This window comes from Corynebacterium sp. CCUG 71335, from assembly GCF_024454075.1.
GTDB classification, from domain to species: Bacteria; Actinomycetota; Actinomycetes; order Mycobacteriales; family Mycobacteriaceae; genus Corynebacterium; species Corynebacterium genitalium.
In genome coordinates, this window is sequence record NZ_JAGPYY010000004.1 from 84,530 (window position 1) to 104,088 (window position 19,559).

Genomic DNA, 19,559 nt, shown 5'->3' on the forward strand with positions numbered 1-19,559 from the left:
ATGGTGTCCATGGCATCTGAACTGCGACCAGTGATCATCACCGGCATGTCCGGCGGAGGGCTGTCCTCGGCGGCGCGCGTCTTCGAGGACAAGGGGTACTTCGTCTCCCAGAACCTGCCGCCGCAGCTGATCATCGAGCTGATGGACCTCGCGGCGGAGAAAAGCTCGCCCGTGGACAGGCTCGCCGTGGTGACAGATGTGCGCGCCCGCATCTTCAAGGGTTCGCTCATGGACGTCATCGACAAGGCGCACGAGCGCGGTTACAACCCCTTCGTGCTCTTCCTCGAGGCCCGCGATGATGTGCTGATCAGGCGGTTCGACAGTGTGCGCCGCACCCACCCGCTGCAGGACGACAATCCGCTGCATGTCGGGATCACCCGCGAGCGGGCAGAGTTGGCGCGCGTGCGTCAGGCAGCAGACGTGATCATTGACTCGTCCAACCTGTCCATCCACGATCTGCGGCGCGCCATCGAAGCGTCTGTCGGTGACCTGGATTCAACGAAGCAGCACGTGACCATTGAATCCTTCGGTTTCAAGCATGGCTCGCCGCGCGACGCGGACCTTGTGCTCGATGTGCGCTTTCTGCCGAACCCGTACTGGATCGAGGAGCTGCGTGATTTCCGCGGCATTGATGCCCCTGTCAGCGATTATGTGCTGTCGCGGCCAGGCGCTGATGAGTTCGTCGACGGTGTGGTGAACCTGCTCAGCTCCATGATGGCTGGTTACAAGCACGAGGGCAAAGACTTCGTCACCGTCGGTATTGGTTGCACCGGTGGGCATCACCGATCTGTCGCGGTGTCGGAAGAGATCGGTCGGCGGTTGAATGAGCGTGGCGATGTCGGTGTGTCCGTCATGCACCGCGACCTCAACCGGAACTAAACGCCACGCTAGGAAAGAGGAGATCACTCCCATGACCGAACATCGCGATGTTCTCAGCGTGGCCAGCCTAGGCGGCGGTCACGGCCTGCACCAGACTTTGCTCGCCGCGCGCGAGATTGCGGGGGCACAGCTTGGCGACGGCTGCAGCCCCGAGACCTGCCGCGTCAACGCGATCGTCACCGTCGCCGACGACGGCGGCTCCTCGGGTCGCCTGCGCCGCGAATTGTCCATTGTGCCGCCGGGCGACCTGCGCATGGCGATGGCCGCGCTGACACCGCCCACCGAAGAAGGCGCAGTGTGGAAGAAGGTGCTGCAGCATCGTTTCGGCGGAAACGGCGCCATGGCGGGGCACGCCGTGGGCAACCTGATGATCGCCGGCATGACCGAAGCCTCCGACGACATTCAGCTCGCCTTGGACACCGTGGGGTCATGGACAGACAGCACTGGGCGCGTTCTGCCGGTTGCGCTGCAGCCGCTCGACATCGAGGCTGAGGTCGCCGGGCTTGACGACGACTTCCGTGTCCTCCGCGCCGTGCGCGGGCAGGTGGCTGTGGCGACGACACCGGGCTCCGTCAGGCGTGTGCGCTTGATCCCAGAGGAGCCTGCGGCGAACCCTGCCGCGATCGACGCCATCATGAGCGCCGACGTGGTCACCATTGGTCCAGGCTCGTGGTTCTCGTCGGTGATCCCGCACCTGCTGGTTCCGGAGATCGTCGAGGCGCTACGCAATACTCCAGCCAAGGTCGTCGTCATCCTCAACCTGTCGCCGGAGCAGGGGGAGACCCCTGGCTTCACCACCGAACGCCACATCCATGTGTTCAACCAGCACGCCCCGGAGTTAAAGGTGGACTACTTCCTCGCCGACTCCAATATTCAGCTCTCGCCAGGAGAGCGTTCCTACCTTGAACGGGCGGCAGAAGGCGCCGGTGCTGCGATCACTTTCGCCGACATGTGTGAGCGCGACGAGGATAACCAGTGCACGAACAGGCACGATCCGGAGAAACTTGCAGCTGCCATCACTTCGCTGCTGCGCGGAAACTAAGCTTTTGGGGAGATTGTCCCCATCCGACACGAAGAGAGGCGACACGGTGGCATTGACAGCACAGGTCAAAGATGAGCTGTTGGGTGTGAACCCCTCCAGCACTGACGCGCGCATTGCCGAAGCAACCGCGATGCTGCGCGTCGCCGGAGAATTCGACCAGGGGCTGCGCGGCATTGAGTTGCGCGCCGATTTCGCGGAACGCTCCGTCGCCGACCACTTGGCCGCCACCATCCGCGACGTGTGTGACGTGAAAGTCGACGTGACGTCCTCTTCGCCGGGGAGCCAATCCCGCGACGTGCGCTACGAGGTCAAGGTCACCGACGGTGCCCGCGATGTCATCCGCCGCTTCCGATTGGTCACCGCATCCGGACACCCCGTGGTGGGCTTACCGCGCCACATCATCTCCGGCACCATCGCAGAGGTGGAAGCAGCGTGGCGCGGGGCCTTCCTGGCGCGCGGCTCGCTCACCGAACCCGGCCGCACCTCAGCGCTGGAGGTCGTCTGCCCGCGCCAGGAGACAGCACTGGCGCTGGTGGGGCTCGCCCGCCGCCTGTCCGTCGCTGCGAAGACGAAGGAGACGCGCGGCACCGAGCGCGTCTATCTGCGCGACGGCGACGCGATCGGGATTCTGCTCTCCCGCATGGGCGCACCCCGCGTGCGCCTCGAGTGGGACGAGAAGCGCAAGAAGCGCCAAGCGAAGCAGTCCGCTAGCCACCACGCCAATTTCGACGACGCGAACCAGCGCCGTTCGGCCCAAGCTGCTGCAGCCGCGGCTGCCCGCGTCGACCGAGCGATGTCGATCCTCGGCGACGACGTGCCGGAACACCTTGCCGACGCTGGCTACCTCCGCGTCAAACACCGTCACGCGTCGCTGGAGGAACTCGGCCGTCTCGCTGATCCGCAAATGACCAAAGATGCTGTCGCTGGCCGCATCCGCCGCCTGCTGTCGTTGGCCGACAAGCGGGCGAAAGAGCTGGGGATTCCCGACACAAATGCCGCCGTCGCTGAGGACAGTTAGAGCCGCGGAAAAGCACCTGCAGGGGTGCCTGCAATTCTCTACACTTGGGTGGTGAGGGCACGACGTGCCACGACACCAATCCGATAAAAGGAGAAATTCAGTGACCACCCGCATCGGCATTAACGGTTTCGGCCGCATCGGCCGCTCCGCATTCCGCATCATCCTGGAAAACTACGCGGACGAGCTCGAGGTTGTGAAGATCAACGATCTGACCGACAACGAGACCCTGGCTCACCTGATCAAGTACGACACCGCTTACGGCCAGCTGGGCCACGAGGTCGAGTACGACGACAACTCCCTGACCATCGACGGCAAGCGCATTGAGGTCACCGCTGAGAAGGACCCGGCGAACCTGGCATGGGGCGACGCTAACGTCGACATCGTCCTGGAATCCACCGGTATCTTCACCGACGGCGAGAAGGCGCAGGCACACATCGATGCTGGCGCCAAGAAGGTCATCATCTCCGCACCGGGCAAGAACGTCGACGGCACCTACGTGTGGGGTGTGAACCACACCGACTACAACGCTGACTCCAAGATCATCTCCGCCGCATCCTGCACCACCAACTCCCTGGCTCCGGTTGCCAAAGTGCTCAACGATGCATTCGGCATCCAGAACGGCCTGATGACCACCATCCACGCCTACACCGGCGACCAGCGCCTGCAGGACGCTCCGCACAAGGACCTGCGCCGCGCCCGCGCTGCTGCCCAGAACATCGTTCCGACCACCACCGGCGCTGCTAAGGCTGTCGCCCTGGTTCTGCCGGAGCTGGAAGGCAAGCTTGACGGCTTCGCGATGCGTGTGCCGACCATCACTGGTTCCGCCACGGACCTGACCGTCAACGTTGGCCGCGACGTCACGGTCGACGAGGTCAATGAGGCTGTCAAGAACGCTGTCCAGGACCCGGAGTTCGGCCGTGCGCTGGAGTACACCGAGGACCCGATCGTCTCCTCCGACATCATCGGCAACTCCCACGGCGCCATCTTCGACGCTGGCATGACCCGCGTGATCGACGGCAACCTGGTGAAGATCATCTCGTGGTACGACAACGAGTACTCCTACACCTCCCAGTACATCCGCATGACCAAGCACGTCGCTGACAACCTCTAAGCAGGGGCGCGCACCCCGTGCGTCCCTAGCTTGAAGCCCGGGGGAGTGCTCACTCCTTCCCGGGCTTTCACTTACGCTGACACACTTCAAGGAGATAGACAATCATGGCTGTACGTTCCATCGACGAGCTGCTCAAGGAGGGCGTCGACGGCCGCCACGTGCTCGTGCGCTCCGATTTCAACGTCCCGCTCGACGACGACGGCAACATCACCGACGCAGGGCGTATCGACGCATCTCTGCCCACCATCCAGGCGCTTATCGACGGTGGCGCCAAGGTCATCCTCACCGCCCACCTGGGCCGCCCGAAGGGTGAGGTGAACCCGAAGTACTCCCTCAAGCCGGTTGCTGAGGCTTTGTCCGAGCGCCTGGGCCAGTACGTCGCACTCGCATCTGATGTGACGGGCGAGGACGCGCATGAGCGTGCCAACGGCCTGTCCGAGGGCTATATGCTGCTCGTCGAGAACGTGCGCTTCGATGCCCGCGAAACCTCCAAGGATGAGTCTGAGCGTGAGAGCTTCGCCGACGAGCTCGCAGCTCTCGCAGCTGATGACGGTGCGTTTGTTTCCGACGGTTTCGGTGTGGTGCACCGCGCGCAGGCCTCGGTGTACGACGTGGCCAAGCGTTTGCCTGCATACGCCGGCTACCTCGTCCAGGACGAAGTGGACAAGCTCGCCGCGATCAAGGACAATCCGACCGCCCCGTACATCGTCGTGCTCGGCGGCTCGAAGGTCTCTGACAAGCTCGGTGTGATCGAGGCACTCGCGGAGAAGGCCGATCACGTCATCATCGGTGGCGGCATGTGCTACACCTTCCTCACTGCTCAGGGGCACAACACCCAGGAGTCTCTGCTCCAGGAGGAGATGGTGGACACTTGCAAGGAGCTCATTGAGAAGTACGGCGACAAGATCGTCCTCCCGGTCGACCTGGTGGCCGCTTCCGAGTTCGACAACGACGCTGAGCGCAAGACCGTCGACCTCGACGGCATCCCGGAGGGCTGGCTCTCCCTCGACATCGGCCCCGAGACCGCTAAGAAGTACGCGGAGATCATCGCCGACTCTAAGACCGTGTTTTGGAACGGCCCGATGGGTGTCTTCGAGAAGCCGAACTTCGCCGACGGCACCCGCGCTGTCGCACAGGCGATGATTGACGCTACCGCCAACAACGGCTCTTTCACGGTCGTCGGCGGCGGCGACTCCGCAGCGTCGGTACGCGTGCTCGGGCTCGACGAGGACGGCTTCTCTCACATTTCCACCGGCGGCGGCGCTTCTCTCGAGCTCGTCGAGGGCAAGGAACTGCCCGGCGTCTCCGTCCTCGAGCAAAACTAAGCGGACCAACGGATAAGCCGAAAGGAAGATTTTCATGGCACGTAAGCCCCTTATCGCTGGCAACTGGAAAATGAACCACGACCACCTCGAGGCGATCTCCCAGGCGCAGCGTCTCGCCTTCGCACTGCCGAAGGACTACTACGAGGACGTTGATGTCGCACTGACCGTCCCGTTCACCGACCTGCGTTCCCTGCAGACGCTCGTCCAGGGCGACAACCTGCAGATCACTTACGGTGCGCAGGATGTATCCGCACACGAGTCCGGCGCCTACACCGGTGAGATCTCCGCGCCGATGCTGGCCAAGCTGGACTGCACGTGGGTTGTCGTCGGTCACTCCGAGCGCCGCGAATACCACGCCGAGTCCAATGAGCTCGTCTCCCAGAAGGCGAAGGCCGCACTGTCCCAGGGCGTCACGCCGATCATTTGCGTCGGTGAGCAGCTCGATGTGCGCGAGGCAGGGGACCACGTGAACTTCGTGGTCGAGCAGACCCGCGAGTCCCTGGCCGAGCTGGAGACCTCCCAGCTGTCTGAGATCGTCATTGCGTACGAGCCGGTCTGGGCTATCGGAACCGGGAAGAGCGCATCCGCTGAAGATGCTCAGGAGATCTGCAAAGCTATCCGCGGTCTGATCGCCGAACTCGCAGGGGATGAGGTCGCAGCCGGCATCCGTATCCTGTACGGCGGCTCGGTCAAGACCGACACGATTGCCGACATCATCGGCCAGCCGGATGTTGACGGCGGTCTGGTCGGCGGCGCATCGCTCGACGGCGAGGACTTTGCCAAGCTCGTTGCAGCCGCTGGCGACGCAGTCCGCGCCCAGGCATAAACGGGTACCGAACACCAGCACCGTGCGCGCCGATTCAGAGCGTGGCACCGTGCTGGTGTAACATGTGAACGGTTAACCGCACCCAACTTCGGAGGCACACACCCCATGACGCTGGCTCTTCAGATCATCCTGGTCATCACCTCGCTTTTGATGACTATTTTGGTCCTGCTCCACAGGGGCAAAGGCGGCGGCTTGTCCTCCCTGTTCGGTGGCGGCGTTCAGGCGAACTTGTCCGGTTCGACTGTGGTGGAGAAGAACCTCAACCGCTACACCGTGGCAGTCGCGATCATCTGGATCGTCTGCATCATTGCGCTCCTTCTGATTCAGGCGTACGGGCTGTAAGCAGTCAGACAAGCACACGAACAAAGGCCGGGAATGATCCCGGCCTTTTCTGCTGTCTGCGCCTAGTTCGTGGATTCGCCGTAGGCGTCGTCGGTGACGAAGAGCGTGGTGTTGGCCAGCTCCGGGACGCGGCTGACGGGCCACTGCGGAGTCGGGGAGTCCTTCAGCAGGGCAGCGGTGGCCTCGGCTTTCTCGGAGCCAGAAACGAGGAGCCAGACCTCCTCGGCGCGTGAAATGCCCGGGTAAGTGAGGGTCAGGCGCTCGGCCGGCGGCTTCGGGGACTCGGTGACGGCGACGACGAGTTTTTCGGTCTCATCCAGCTGCTCCGAGTTGGGGAACAGCGAGTTGACGTGTCCGTCGGGTCCCATGCCCATCAGGTGCAGGTCGAAGCCGTCGGGGGCGTGCCTGCGGATGGCATCCTCGTAGTTCGAGGCCGCTTCATCGAGCTGCCCGCTGCCCGGGCGGTACCCGTGAATGTGCGCCTCCGGAATATTGACGTGGTTGAGCAGCGCGTACCGCGCCTGGCCCTCGTTAGAGTCCGGATCGTACACGGGCACGTTGCGCTCATCGCCGAAGAACACGTGGACGCGGGTCCAATCGATCTTCGCACGGACGAGGCGGGACAGGAGCTTGATGCCGGCGCCACCGCCGGTGAACACTACGCGCGCGATCCCGTCCCCGTGCACCCCACCGGTGGGGGTAGACACGATGGTTTCGATGGTCTCGACGAACTGGGTGGATGCTTCGTCGATAAGCACATCGAGGTTGGGGACGTTCCTGACGGTAGTCATTGTGATCGCTCCTTGAAAGCCTTGAAAAACAGCTCGTCTTCGACTCTAGACAACTTTAACGTTGGGCAGAGACTTGAGTGCTTGAGAGTACGCCCAGTCGGGGTCAAGGTGGCGCAGTTCCTCCGCGAGACAGTCGGCGTCGCTGCGCACGCTCATGGCCACGAAGGCTTCTGCAACGCCCGGGATCTTCACGCTCAGCGTCTTGTCGTCCTTGATTTCGACTTTCACAGGCCCGGAGTCACGGTGCAGGGTCAGACGGCGGATAGGGAACAAGCGTGACGGCTCTGACGCCGACTGCTCGCTCGCGATACGCCGCACCTCAACGCCGAGAGAGGCGGAGAGCCAGCCGGCGGCGATATCGACACTCGGGTTGTCGTCCGGGCCATCAATGTCGACGGAGGTGACCGGGTCACGCGGGTACGCGTCGAAAGCGGAGGCCACCACACCGCGCCAGTGGGTGATGCGCGACCACAGCATGTCCGAATCCCCGGGCGCGTAGCCGTTCTTCAGACGCAGCAGGGCGTTGCCGCTGACGTTCTCACGGGCGTTGGTAATGCGGCGGTGCGCGATGCGGCCGAGCGGGTGCTCACTCGGGCGCGCCGGCGCCGTCGACGGCCACCACGCGACAATCGGGGTGTCCGGCAAGAGCAAAGGCGTGACGACGGAATCGAGGTTCCGCGCGAGCTCGCCGTGCAGGTCCATCACGACGATCTCGGAGGCCCCGGCGTCCGCAGCCAGGATGGCCTGCGCATCGAGCGAGGATGGGCCGTCAACATTGCCGGTGATGAGCATGAGCACACGCGAGGGGTGCTCATGGGAAGCCACGCGCACCTGGTCGAGGATGGACTCGACATCATCGTTGATGTCGGCAACGACGATGAGGGTGAGCACGCGGCCAGTAGCCAACGAGTGGTTCTCTTGCGTGTCCAGGAGAAGCTTGGCGATGTCCCGGGTGGACGTATCGGAGAGGGTGACGTACATGGTGTTCCTTCTCTGGTTCTTTCCTGCTAGGGGCGGCGCCAGGTGCGGCCGGCAGCGTGCATCATCTCATCGGCGGATGACGGACCCCACGTGCCGGCGGGGTACTCGTCCGGGCGGCCGTTTTCAGCCCAGTAGTCCAGGATCGGGTCGAGGATCTCCCAGGAGCGCTCGACCTCGGCGGAGGTGGGGAAGAGGCCGGTTTCGTCGAGAAGCGCGTCGAGAATGAGGCGTTCGTAGGCTTCCGGCGACTCCTCGGTGAACGCTTCGGCGTAGGAGAAGTCCATGTTGACGTCGCGGACCTCCATCGTGGAGCCGGGCACTTTGGAGCCGAAGCGCAGCAGAATGCCCTCGTCCGGTTGGACACGGATGACTAGGGTGTTGGCACCGAGCTGGCTGGTCAGCCCAGGATCGAACGGCTGGTGCGGGGCTTTCTTGAACACGAGGGCGATCTCCGTGACGCGGCGGCCCAAGCGCTTGCCTGTCCGGAGGTAGAACGGCACGCCCGCCCAGCGCCGCGAATTGATGCCCAGGGTGCAGGCAGCATATGTCTCGGTGGTGGATTCCGGGTCGAAGCCCTCTTCCTCGCGCAAGCCGACGACCTGCTCCGAGCCCTGCCAGCCGGCGGTGTACTGGCCGCGGGCCGTCGTCTCTTCAAACGGGCCAATGGGCTTGGTGGCACGCAGGATCTTCAGCTTCTCGTAGCGCAGCTGGCGCGGCGAGAAACTGACCGGCTCGTCCATAGCCACAAGCGCCAAAAGCTGCAGCAGGTGATTCTGGATCACGTCGCGGGCAGCGCCAATGCCGTCGTAGTAGCCGGCACGGCCGCCCAAACCGATGTCCTCGGCCATGGTGATCTGCACGTGGTCGACGTAGCGCGAGGACCAGATCGGCTCGAACAGCTGGTTGGCGAAGCGGAAGGCGAGGATGTTCTGAACGGTTTCCTTGCCCAGGTAGTGATCGATGCGGAACACCGCGCGTTCCGGGAAGACAGAGTTGATCGTCTCGTTGAGCTCCTTGGCCGATTCCAGGTTATGGCCGAACGGTTTCTCAATGATGACGCGGCGCCACTGCTGGTCCGTTCCGTGGGCCATGCCGGTGCGGTCAAGCTGACTAACCACGTTGGCGAAGTACTCGGGCGGCACAGAGAGGTAGAACGCCCAGTTGCCGGCGGTGCCACGCGTGGCGTCCATCTCTTTGAGGAGCTCGGCCATGTTGTCGAAGGCCTGATCGTCATCGAACGCGCCCTGGACAAAGTGCATGCCCTCAGCGAGCCGGTCCCAGACGTGCTCGTCGAAATCGGTGCGGGCACCTTCTTCGACCTGCTCGCGCACGTAAGACTCGAACTCTTCGTTCGACCACGGCCTGCGGCCAAAACCGACGAGAGTGAAGCCGGCGGGCAGAAGACCGCGGTAGGCCAGGTCGTAGATGGCGGGCAGAAGTTTGCGCTTAGCTAGGTCGCCGGTCACGCCGAAGATGACCATGCCGGACGGTCCCGCGATGCGGGGCAGGCGCCGGTCGGCGCGGTTACGAAGAGGATTGGACCATTCGGGTGCCGGTTCCGTCATGGCTGGCGGACCTTTCGTGAGATAAGCGGAAAGGTTGCTCACCAGTAGAAGGGGAGCAACCGTTGAGCCGTGGTGCCGGCCCAGGCAATGTTCATTCATTAAACCTTAGTCGCCAGGGCCGGATGAAGGTTCTGATTATTTTAGATTCTCCAACATGGAGTCGAGGAGCTCCTGCCAGGCATCGACGAACTTGTCCACGCCTTCCTTCTCCAGCACGCGGACCACATCAGCGATATCGATGCCGACGGCTTCGAGCCGGTCGAAGACCTTCTGCGCGTCCTCAGCTGTGCCGGTAAGCGTGTCGCCGGAGACGTTGTCGCCCTCAATCGCAGCGTCGATGGTCGGCTCTGGCATGGTGTTGACGGTGTCGGGGCCGGCAAGCTGCGTGACGTACCTGTCTGCCGGGTAGGCAGGGTTCTTCACGCCTGTCGACGCCCACAGCGGGCGCTGCTTGTTCGCACCGTCCGGCAATTCAGCCATGGCGGCGTCATCGAAGGAGTCGAGGAATAGCTGGTAGGCCAAGCGAGCGTTAGCGACGCCGGCTTTGCCCTTGAGCTCCTGCGCTGCGTCGGCGTGCTCGTCGCTGATGGCGTCGAGGCGGTTGTCCACCTCGGTGTCCATGCGGGAGACGAAGAAGGACGCTACGGAGTGGATCGTGGACACGTCGTGGCCGTTCGCCGCAGCCTGCTTGATGCCCTCCTTGTAGGCGTCGATGACCTGCTTGTAGCGCTCGACAGAGAAGATGAGCGTGACGTTGACGGAGATGCCCGCCGCCAGGGAAGCGGTGATGGCCGGCAGGGATGCGTCCGTTGCGGGAATCTTGATCATCACGTTCGGGCGGGCCACCATCTCCCACAGCTCGGCAGCATGGGAGACAGTTCGCGCCTCATCGTCGGCGTGGCGCGGGTCCACCTCGATGGACACGCGGCCGTCACGCCCGCCGGTGGACTCGTAGATGTCAAGGAAGAGGTCGCAGGCGTCCTGCACATCCTTGATGGACATGGCGTAGACGGCCTCATCTACGCCGGCTTTGCCTTCCTTGAGCTGCTGGATGTGCTCGTCGTAAGCGTTGCCCTTGGACATCGCGTTGGCGAAGATCGCAGGGTTGGTGGTCACGCCGACGATGGACTTCTCAGCCTTGATCTGCTCCAGGTTGCCGGAGGTGATGCGGTCGCGGGACAGGTCGTCCAACCACGTGGAGGTGCCCAGCTCGAAGAGACGGTCGATTGCGGTCATGGTTGTTCTCCTTAGTGGTGGTGGCTTAGATGTTGTCGCCGCGGACGCGGGTGCGCTGCGGGTCAGCGGCAGAGTCTGCGGGGCCTGCGGATTCGGAGCTGGCGGATGCAATGGATTCACGCGCTGCTTCGAAGACGGCGTCAGCGGTGATGCCGAAGCGTTTGAACAGCTCGTCACCGGGGGCGGACGCGCCGAAGTGCTCGAGCGAGACGTTGCGTCCGTGGTCACCGGTGAAGCGGAACCACGGCATGGACACACCAGCTTCGACGGAGACGCGGGCGCGCACCTGAGGCGGGATCACGGAGTCGATGTACTCGCGGTCCTGCTGCAGGAACCACTCCATCGACGGCATGGACACGACACGGGTGGCGACACCGTCCTGTTCAAGCTTGCTGGCAGCTTGAACAGCGAGTTGGACCTCGGAACCTGTCGCGATGAGCAGGACGTCCGGGGTCTCGTTGGAGCCTTCAACGAGCACATAAGCGCCGCGGGCCACGCCCTCGAAAGCCTTCTCCTTGGTGCCCTCCAGAACGGGGAGGTTCTGACGGGACAGGGCGAATGCCTTCGGCTGCTCGTCAGCCTCGATGGCGGCCTTCCACGCAGCGGACGTCTCGTTCGCGTCGGCCGGGCGGATGACTGCCAGGTCCGGGATGGCGCGCAGGGCGGTCAGTGTTTCCACGGGCTGGTGGGTCGGTCCGTCCTCGCCAAGGCCGATGGAGTCGTGGGTGAACACGTAGTAGCCGTCGATGCCTGACAGAGCCGCGACGCGGATGGAGGGGTAGAGGTACTCGGAGAAGATCAGGAAGGTGCCGCCGTAGACGCGGGTGCCACCGTGCAGGGCAATACCGTTCATGATCGCGCCCATGGCGTGCTCACGGATACCGAAGTGCAGGTTACGGCCGTAGGGCTCGGCGGTGAACATGTCGGTGGAGATGGATTCCGGGCCGAAGGACGGCTCTCCCTTGATCAGGGTGTTGTTGGAGCCAGCCAGGTCGGCCGAACCGCCCCACAGTTCCGGAAGCGTCGCGGCGACAGCCTGGATGGAGGCCTCGGATGCCTTGCGGGTAGCCAGGCCCTTCGCGTCGGGTTCCCAGGTAGGCATGTCGTCGGCCCAGCCCTCAGGCAGGCGGCGTTCGGTCACGCGGTCGTAGAGGGCCTTGTTGTCAGGGTTGGCGGAGGCCCATTCGTCGAAACGCTTTTGCCACTGCGCGTGCGCCTGTGCACCGCGCTGGGCCAGGCCGCGGGTGTGGTTGATCACCTTCTCCTCGACGCCGAACATGACCTCCGGGTCGAAGCCGAGCACCTTCTTGGTGGCCGCGACTTCCTCAGCACCGAGGGCGGCACCGTGCGCGGCACCAGTGTTCATCATGGTCGGGGCGGGGTAGCCAATGACCGTCTTGACGCGGATCATCGTCGGGCGAGAGGTGTCGGCCTTCGCCTCCTCGACGGCGGACAAGATGGCAGCGACGTCCTCGCCGGACTCAACGGTCAGGGTCTGCCAGCCGTAAGCCTCGTAGCGGGCCATGACATCCTCAGTGAAGGCGATCTGGGTGTCGTCCTCGATGGAGATGCGGTTGTCGTCCCAGAAGGCAATGAGGTTACCCAGCTTTTGCGTGCCCGCCAGAGAGGAAGCCTCAGAGGTCACGCCCTCCTGCAGGTCACCGTCGCCGGCGATGACGTAGATGAAGTGGTCAAAGGGGGACTCGCCCGGCGCGGCGGACGGGTCGAAGAGACCGCGCTCGCGGCGCGAGGCCATCGCCATACCCACTGCGGAGGCCAAACCCTGGCCCAGCGGGCCGGTGGTGATCTCCACACCGGCGGTGTGGTTGTACTCGGGGTGGCCCGGGGTCTTGGAACCCCAAGTACGCAGGGAAACCAAGTCCTCGATCTCAAGGCCGAAGCCGCCCAGGTACAGCTGGATGTACTGGGTCAGGGAAGAGTGACCGTTGGACAGCACGAAGCGGTCGCGGCCGACCCAGTGCGGGTCAGCTGGGTCGTGCACCATGACGCGCTGGTAGAGAGTGTATGCCAACGGCGCCAGCGACATGGCCGTTCCCGGGTGGCCGGAGCCGCAGTTCTCCACTGCGTCTGCGGCCAGCACGCGCACCGTGTCCACGGCGCGGGTGTCGGTGTCGGTCCAGTCCTCCGGGTAGCGGGCCACAGTCATGGCCTGCAGCTCCTCGGGCAGGTGTGCGGCGTTGTCAGAGTTCTCGGAAGTCACTATGTCCTCGCTTACCGGGGGTTCGGGGTGATTACTCCACACCACACTAGTGGCAATCATTGCGCCGGTCGCAGGTGGGACCGGGGTTCGCGCGCGGTTAGTCCAAGTAGCCGACCACCTCGACGTCGGTGTAGTGGTTCATCATCCGCTCGATCACGGCTTTGGAGGCGGCGGGGTCGACGTGGGGCAGCGAGTCAGCGTCGGCAAGCGGAATCACTTTGAACTCAGGCGTGTGCGGCATACCCATGTTGTATGTCGGCATGAACCGGATTGAATCCAGCGTCAAGGTGCCATCTTTGCGGCGGGTGATGGTGTATTCACCGATGCCGCCATACTTCGTCTCCTCCGCGAATTGTCCGTGCAGGATGTTTCCGTGACCCCACCAGACACCTAGGCCCGGCTCGTTGTCGGGGTAGCGCTGGAACGGTTCAATCACATGCGGGTGCCCGCCGAGCACAAAATCCGCTCCAGCATGGCGCGCGGTGTCGGCGGTGTCGATTTGGTACTGCACGGGGAAGGACTCGTATCCCTCGCCGGCGTGCATGATCACGATGAGCACGTCGACGTCTGGCCGCAACGCAGCAATGTCCGCACGCATGAGTTCGGGGCCAATGAGATTGACCGACCACTCAGCCCCTTCCGGCACCGGGATGCCGTTTGTACCGTAGGTGTAGGACAAGAACCCCACCTTCAAACCGTTGCGGTCGATCACGCGCGGCGTGGCACGGTCCTCAGGTGAGCTGTAACTGCCCACATACAGCATTCAGCGTTCACGGAGATTGCTTGTCGACGTTTGCAGCCCCTCCAACCCACGATCCAGCGAGTGGTTCGAAGCGTTGTTGACTATGTCCACGCCTGCCCCTGAGAGTGCGTCGACGACTTCCGGGGGTGAGTTGAAGGCTGGGTACCCGGAAAGCAAGAGTTCTTCTCCGGCGACGGGGACCTCCATGTTCGCCGTGGTGATGTCGGCGTTTTGCAGGTACGGGCGCACGGGGTCGAGCATTGGCGCAAAGTTGTAGCCGGTCCCGCCCGCACGGTTCGCCGCGTCGGCGTAAACCTCTTCATGGGGGAGGATGTCGCCAATGGAGCGGATCGTGATCGACGCCTCGATGTCGTCTTGCTCTGGAAGCGCCGCAGCGGTGTCCTCACCAGAGTCTGCCGGTATAGAAGGGGAGGACTGCACGGCTTGATCAACGAGGCTGCAGGAGCTCATTGTTGCGGCGGAAACCATGGTGATAGCGGAAACCACGGTGAATGTGACGCGGCGGGACATGCATTTCAATTTATCAGTATGTGATTTCCGCCCGCATGCTTTCCAGCGGTACGATATCCGGGTGTTTGCGGGGATCCCGGGAACTTCTGCGCTGACATTGCCGACTAGTTCTCTACTGGTTCGGCCCCGGGAGGAACCATCCCAGAGCGAATCCCCGCTGTGTGAAACGTGTGTTGTTGAGGAGTATTTGTTGGAGACCATCAAGGCGTATTTCGCGTTGACGAAGCCGAGGGTCATTGAGCTCTTGCTGGTCGCCGCCATCCCGGCAATGCTGCAGGCGGACCGTGGTGAAGTCCACGTTCTGCTCATCCTGGCCACCCTCTTCGGTGGCTGGATGGGGGCCGGTGCGGCAAACACGTTCAACATGGTCGCCGACTACGACATTGACCAGAAGATGGGGCGCACCCGTGCCCGCCCGCTGGTCCGCCACACGGTGACGAAGGAACGCGCCCGAGTTTTCGCATGGGCGCTGCTGATCCTGTCGGTTCTGTGGCTGGGGCTGGTGTGCAAGTCCTGGTTGGCCGCGTTCTTCATCATCCTGACCAACTGGTTCTACATCTTCGTCTACACCAAGTGGCTCAAGCGCAAGACCTGGCAGAACGTCATCTGGGGCGGCGCGGCCGGCTGCATGCCGGTCATGGTCGGCTGGGCTGTCATCCGCAGTAATGTTTCCGACGGTAGCCCGGACCGATGGTGGCAGGCGGTCGTGCTGTTTCTCATCATCTTCTTCTGGACACCGCCGCACACGTGGGCCCTGGCCATGAAGTACAAGGACGACTACGCCCGTGCGAACGTACCGATGCTACCTGTCGTCGCCAGCCCGGAAGAAACCACGAAACAGATCCTCATCTACTCGTGGCTGACCGTGCTCATCTCGCTGGCACTCGTCCCGGCGACATCCTGGATTTACCTCGCAGTCGCTGCACTGTCCGGGGCGGCCTTCCTGCTCATGGCCACGCGCCTGCACAACGCCATCAAGCGTGGCGAAGACGTCAAGCCGCTCAAGCTGTTCATTTTGTCGAACAACTACTTGGCAGTGCTCTTCCTCGGACTGTCCGTCGACGCCATCCTCGGTTTACCGACGATCGCGGAACTCTTCCCCGCCTAAGCGCCGCTAATCGGCCACTTTCAACACGACGGAGCCGGTCGTGCTGCGGGATTGAAGGTCGTGGTGGGCGCGGGAAGCGTCGTCAAGCGCGTAGGGCTCGTGGACGCGGATGTTGAGCGCTCCCTCCTCAACCGCGCGCACGACGGCTTGCGCGCGCATCCGGAACTCGTCGTCGGTCGCGGTGTACGCGCCAAGCGACGGACGGGTGAGGAAGATCGAGCCGTGCTTGTTCAATAGCTGCGGGTCAAACGGCTCCACCGGGCCTGACGCGGCGCCGAAAAGGCAGACCAAGCCGCGTGGGCGGACCGCCTCGAGCGATTCCTGGAAGGTGTCTTTGCCCACGCCGTCATACACCACGTCGACCCCACGGCCAGCGTTTCGCCGCCGCACGGTTTCCGCCAAGCCCTCGCTGTAACGGAACACCTCGGTCGCCCCGGCGGCGTAGGCGAGTTCTTCTTTCTCATCGGTAGACACCACGGAATAGACCGTCGCGCCCTGGGCGTGGGCGAGCTGGGTGAGCAACAGACCCACGCCGCCCGCCCCAGCAGTGACCAGCATGGAATCGCCTTGCTGAGTGTCCCGCACCCCGTAGAGCAGGTAGTGGGCGGTCATGCCCTGCAGCAGCATCGAAGCGGCAACCTCGGGTGAAATCGAGTCCGGTACGGCGACGAGGCGGGCGCGGTCCACGCAGACCTTTTCCGCGTAGGACCCTTCGGCGGAGGCCCAGGCGACAACAGTGCCGTCGGCGATCTCACCGCGCGGGTCGTGGATGACGCGGCCGCAGCCTTCCTTGCCCGGAATGAAGGGCAGCTCGCTGTGGTAGATGCCCTCGCGGAAATAGGTGTCAATGTAGTTGACACCCGCGTAGAGCACCTCCACGAGAACCTGATGGTCCTGTGGTGTGGGGTCCGCTGTCTCGACGACGGTGAGGACGTCGGGGCCGCCGTGCTGGGTGATCTGGATAGCCTTCATGGCTCCAGGCTACGTGCCGCCCGGCGCTGCGGGGCCGGTTCACCCCGTTTTAGACGGCGGCAGCGGTGCTTGGGTCGCTGGGGTCGCTAGGGTCGCTGGGGTTGCTGCTGGAGTCGAGGGCATCCCGGTTCGCGAGCGTGTTGTGCTGGTGCGGCTCAAGGAGGGGAAGCCGGCGGCTGCCGTGGCTGTACAGGAACGCGCTGTAGGCCACCACCACAGAGGACATGATGATGTGCATGGGCACCGTCCAGCGCGGCACACCCAGGTAGAACTGGCCCACACCGATGGCCCACTGCACGACGATCATGGCCACGAGCACCAACGCGGTGTTGAACGCGTCCTTCGGGGCGTTCTGACGGCGCAGCATGTAGACAGCGATGAGGGTGAACACAAGGTAGATGTACATGCACGCCGCGTGCGCGTACGCGAGCAGCTGCGTGTCGATAGCCAGGCGACCTTCCATTCCCACACCGGAATCGCCGGAGTGCGGGCCGGAACCGGTGACCATCGTGCCGGTCACCAAAACGAGGCACAGCGCGACCGCTGCGACGACGACCAGAGAACGGGTAGCGGGGGAGAAGCGCTCGGTGGGTGCGACATCGTCAGGCTCTTTAATGCGCATGTAGAGAACAGCAGCGATCCAGACGAGCAGCATCGACGGCAGGAAGTGAATGGCTACAGACCACCACTGCAGGTCCAGCAATACCGAGATGCCGCCGATGACGGCCTGCAGGACAACGCCAAGACCGGAAAGCACTGACAGCACAATGATCGAGTTGCGTCGACCAGCCTTCATGACAGCCCAGAACACGAGGATCGTCGTCGCGACCACCACGAATGTCAGGGTGCGGTTGCCGAACTCGATGACCTGCTGCACCCACGGCGCCGCGCCCGGCACCGGGAACAGTGATCCCTCGTGGCACAGCGGCCATGTGTTGCAGCCCAGCCCGGAACCGGTGACGCGCACGAGTGAGCCGGTGAAGGTGATCCCGCCCTGCGCGATGAGCATGATGAGCGCGAAGATGCGCTGAGTCTTGACCGACGGCACGTCGCGGATCTTCTCACGGAATGTCCGATTGTCGTCCTGGGTTGTCGTGCTCACGTCGGGCCCTTCTCCTTTGCGGTACCAGTGCTGCTTTGATCATCTACTTTTCGCGGCGCCAATGTCTAATCTGGCCCGCTCTTTATCCGTCGAAACGGAACCACCGGATAGTTCCCAAAACCGCCAAAATTGTCCAAGCGGACAGCGACATCCACGCGGTGAGGTAGATAGTGCCGTTCAACGCGCCGGTCATCGCGCTCGCGAGCGCCACGGTGGGCACCACGTCCCACACCCCAGGCGAGCCGAGGAGACCGGCGTAGACGACCCACCCCAGTACGGCGAGCAGTAGCAACCAGATCAGGTTCGCGCTGGCAAGCACGCTTTCCGACGACTGCGTGCCCCCCAACAGCAACCCCAACGCCGTGAACGCAGTGACACCGATGAGCAGAGTAAGCAACCCCAGCAACGCTCCGCCGACGGAAACCCGCCATCCTAAGAACAGCGCGATTGCGCCGAGCACGAGAATCTGCACCACCACGGTAGACAGCACGCCGATGACCTTCCCGGCGATGATTGTCCACGCTGGCACGCCTGATGCGCCTGTGCGTTTGAGTGCCCCGTAGCGGCGGTCAAACGCCAACGCGATGGCTTGTCCGGTGAACCCGGCACCGGCCGCGGCGATGGAGAAGACCATGGGGACAAGCTCATTGAGGGTGACATTGTCGCCTAAGACGGGCACGAACACGGCACCGATGAGGATGGCTGCCGGCACGATGAGGTTGAGCAGCAGTTGCTCTCCGTGGCGGAGCATGAGCTTCGACTCGATGCGGCCTTGCGCTGCCGCCATCGCCGCGGCGCTCGCCCGCTGCGGAGCCGGGGTGAAGGTGCCGGGTGGGAAATCGGTAGTGGTCATGGTGTCAGGCCCTCAACTCTCTTCCCGTGAGATCCAGGAAGACGTCCTCCAAACTGCGGCGGCGTGTGCCCATGGAGCTGATCAGTACTCCCTGCCGTGCGGCTTCACTCGCTACGGCGGCGATGATCTTTGGCGTGGGTGCGGCAATGAGCTGGTACAACCCTGGCTCCACCTCTTGCAGGTCGGGGAGAGCAGCCACGTCGAGGCTGCCAACAGTGCGCACTTCGAGCGTTTCAGAAGCGCCTTCGGCAATGAGTTCGGTAGGGCTGCCTTCTGCGATGACCGCGCCTTGGTCGACGATCACCACGTTGTCGGCCAACTCTTCTGCCTCGTCCATGAGGTGTGTGGTGAGGATGATGGTCACGCCGTCGCGGCGCAAAGCGCTGATGAGCTGCCACACGGTGCGCCGTGACTGGGCATCCATGCCGGCGGTCGGCTCGTCGAGAAAAACGAGCTCAGGGCGCCCGATGAGCGCCAGCGCAAGCGATAGGCGTTGCTGCTGGCCGCCCGAGAGCCGCCGGTACGTCGTCGATGCCACTGACCGCAGGCCGAGGACGTCCATGAGCCATTCGGGATCGAGTGGATCTGCGTTGTAGGAGGCGGTGAGATTGAGCATCTCCTTGACGCGAATGCCGGAGTAGGAACCGCCGCCTTGGAGCATGATGCCGATGCGCTCGCGCACCTTTTCTGGCTCTGTTTGCGGGTCCATCCCCAATACGTCGATCGAGCCGGAAGTAGGGGTGGTGAATCCTTCACACATCTCAATCGTGGTGGTCTTGCCAGCGCCGTTCGGGCCGAGCAAGGCGAGCACTTCGCCGCGGCGAGCAGCAAAGGACATTCCATTGACAGCAGTGGTGCTGCCGAAAGTCTTCACCACGTTGCTCACACGCAGGGCAACCTCATCTGTACTCATT

Annotated in this window: 17 protein-coding genes and 1 pseudogene; 8 read left to right on the forward strand and 10 right to left on the reverse strand. The window is 63.5% G+C overall.

Going from position 1 to position 19,559, the window contains the following annotated elements; translation table 11 throughout:
* From rapZ to secG, 7 genes are all read left to right on the forward strand, one after another.
* Positions 1-879: an RNase adapter RapZ gene (gene rapZ / locus KBX19_RS04335; RefSeq protein ID WP_255997620.1), complete on the forward strand. Its 879-nt coding sequence runs from the start codon at positions 1-3 to the stop codon at positions 877-879.
* A 31-nt stretch (positions 880-910) separates the two neighbouring features.
* On the forward strand, positions 911-1,921 hold the full coding sequence (gene yvcK, locus KBX19_RS04340; protein ID WP_255997621.1) for a uridine diphosphate-N-acetylglucosamine-binding protein YvcK: 1,011 nt from the start codon (positions 911-913) through the stop codon (positions 1,919-1,921).
* Positions 1,922-1,967: 46 nt separating this feature from the next.
* Positions 1,968-2,939, forward strand: a complete 972-nt coding sequence (gene whiA, locus KBX19_RS04345; RefSeq protein ID WP_040423690.1) for a DNA-binding protein WhiA — start codon at positions 1,968-1,970, stop codon at positions 2,937-2,939.
* A gap of 100 nt (positions 2,940-3,039) precedes the next feature.
* A complete protein-coding gene (gene gap / locus KBX19_RS04350) occupies positions 3,040-4,050 on the forward strand; it encodes a type I glyceraldehyde-3-phosphate dehydrogenase (protein ID WP_255997622.1) in 1,011 nt (336 codons plus the stop codon).
* 104 nt (positions 4,051-4,154) lie between these two features.
* Positions 4,155-5,375, forward strand: coding sequence for a phosphoglycerate kinase (gene pgk, locus KBX19_RS04355; protein WP_255997629.1), 1,221 nt, complete (start codon positions 4,155-4,157; stop codon positions 5,373-5,375).
* A gap of 34 nt (positions 5,376-5,409) precedes the next feature.
* Entirely contained in the window at positions 5,410-6,201 is a 792-nt protein-coding gene (gene tpiA / locus KBX19_RS04360) for a triose-phosphate isomerase (protein WP_005290051.1), read from the forward strand.
* 105 nt (positions 6,202-6,306) lie between these two features.
* The gene (gene secG, locus KBX19_RS04365) at positions 6,307-6,543 is read left to right on the forward strand and encodes a preprotein translocase subunit SecG (protein WP_005290052.1); all 237 of its coding nucleotides are present in this window, start codon (positions 6,307-6,309) and stop codon (positions 6,541-6,543) included.
* Positions 6,544-6,605: 62 nt separating this feature from the next.
* On the opposite strand, the gene pgl is transcribed toward secG, so the two are convergent.
* The 6 genes and pseudogenes from pgl to KBX19_RS04395 form a co-directional block, all read right to left on the reverse strand.
* Positions 6,606-7,334: a 6-phosphogluconolactonase gene (pgl, locus tag KBX19_RS04370; protein ID WP_255997630.1), complete on the reverse strand. Its 729-nt coding sequence runs from the start codon at positions 7,332-7,334 to the stop codon at positions 6,606-6,608.
* 45 nt (positions 7,335-7,379) lie between these two features.
* The gene (locus KBX19_RS04375; RefSeq protein ID WP_005290056.1) at positions 7,380-8,315 is read right to left on the reverse strand and encodes a glucose-6-phosphate dehydrogenase assembly protein OpcA; all 936 of its coding nucleotides are present in this window, start codon (positions 8,313-8,315) and stop codon (positions 7,380-7,382) included.
* A gap of 26 nt (positions 8,316-8,341) precedes the next feature.
* Entirely contained in the window at positions 8,342-9,880 is a 1,539-nt protein-coding gene (gene zwf, locus KBX19_RS04380; RefSeq protein ID WP_255997631.1) for a glucose-6-phosphate dehydrogenase, read from the reverse strand.
* 135 nt (positions 9,881-10,015) lie between these two features.
* Positions 10,016-11,116 carry a transaldolase gene (gene tal, locus KBX19_RS04385; RefSeq protein ID WP_255997632.1) on the reverse strand — a complete coding sequence of 367 codons (1,101 nt, stop codon included), beginning with the start codon at positions 11,114-11,116 and terminating at the stop codon, positions 10,016-10,018.
* A 25-nt stretch (positions 11,117-11,141) separates the two neighbouring features.
* Positions 11,142-13,283 (reverse strand): transketolase, encoded by a 2,142-nt coding sequence (tkt, locus tag KBX19_RS04390; protein WP_255997705.1) that lies wholly within the window; start codon positions 13,281-13,283, stop codon positions 11,142-11,144.
* Positions 13,284-13,434: 151 nt separating this feature from the next.
* A pseudogene (locus KBX19_RS04395) lies at positions 13,435-14,871 on the reverse strand (CapA family protein).
* On the opposite strand from KBX19_RS04395, the gene KBX19_RS04400 reads away from it, so the two are divergent.
* Positions 14,768-15,718 carry a heme o synthase gene (locus tag KBX19_RS04400; protein WP_255997706.1) on the forward strand — a complete coding sequence of 317 codons (951 nt, stop codon included), beginning with the start codon at positions 14,768-14,770 and terminating at the stop codon, positions 15,716-15,718. The pseudogene KBX19_RS04395 and the gene KBX19_RS04400 overlap by 104 nt on opposite strands.
* 6 nt (positions 15,719-15,724) lie before the next feature.
* Here KBX19_RS04400 and KBX19_RS04405 read toward each other — a convergent pair whose 3' ends face one another.
* The 4 genes from KBX19_RS04405 to KBX19_RS04420 all read right to left on the reverse strand — a co-directional run bounded on the left by KBX19_RS04405 (position 15,725) and on the right by KBX19_RS04420 (position 19,558).
* Positions 15,725-16,690 carry a quinone oxidoreductase gene (locus KBX19_RS04405; protein WP_255997633.1) on the reverse strand — a complete coding sequence of 322 codons (966 nt, stop codon included), beginning with the start codon at positions 16,688-16,690 and terminating at the stop codon, positions 15,725-15,727.
* Positions 16,691-16,739: 49 nt separating this feature from the next.
* Positions 16,740-17,792, reverse strand: a complete 1,053-nt coding sequence (locus tag KBX19_RS04410; protein WP_005290065.1) for a heme A synthase — start codon at positions 17,790-17,792, stop codon at positions 16,740-16,742.
* A gap of 82 nt (positions 17,793-17,874) precedes the next feature.
* Entirely contained in the window at positions 17,875-18,645 is a 771-nt protein-coding gene (locus KBX19_RS04415; protein ID WP_005290067.1) for an ABC transporter permease, read from the reverse strand.
* A gap of 4 nt (positions 18,646-18,649) precedes the next feature.
* Positions 18,650-19,558, reverse strand: a complete 909-nt coding sequence (locus tag KBX19_RS04420) for an ABC transporter ATP-binding protein (RefSeq protein WP_255994951.1) — start codon at positions 19,556-19,558, stop codon at positions 18,650-18,652.
* Between the last annotated feature and the right edge of the window lies 1 nt (position 19,559).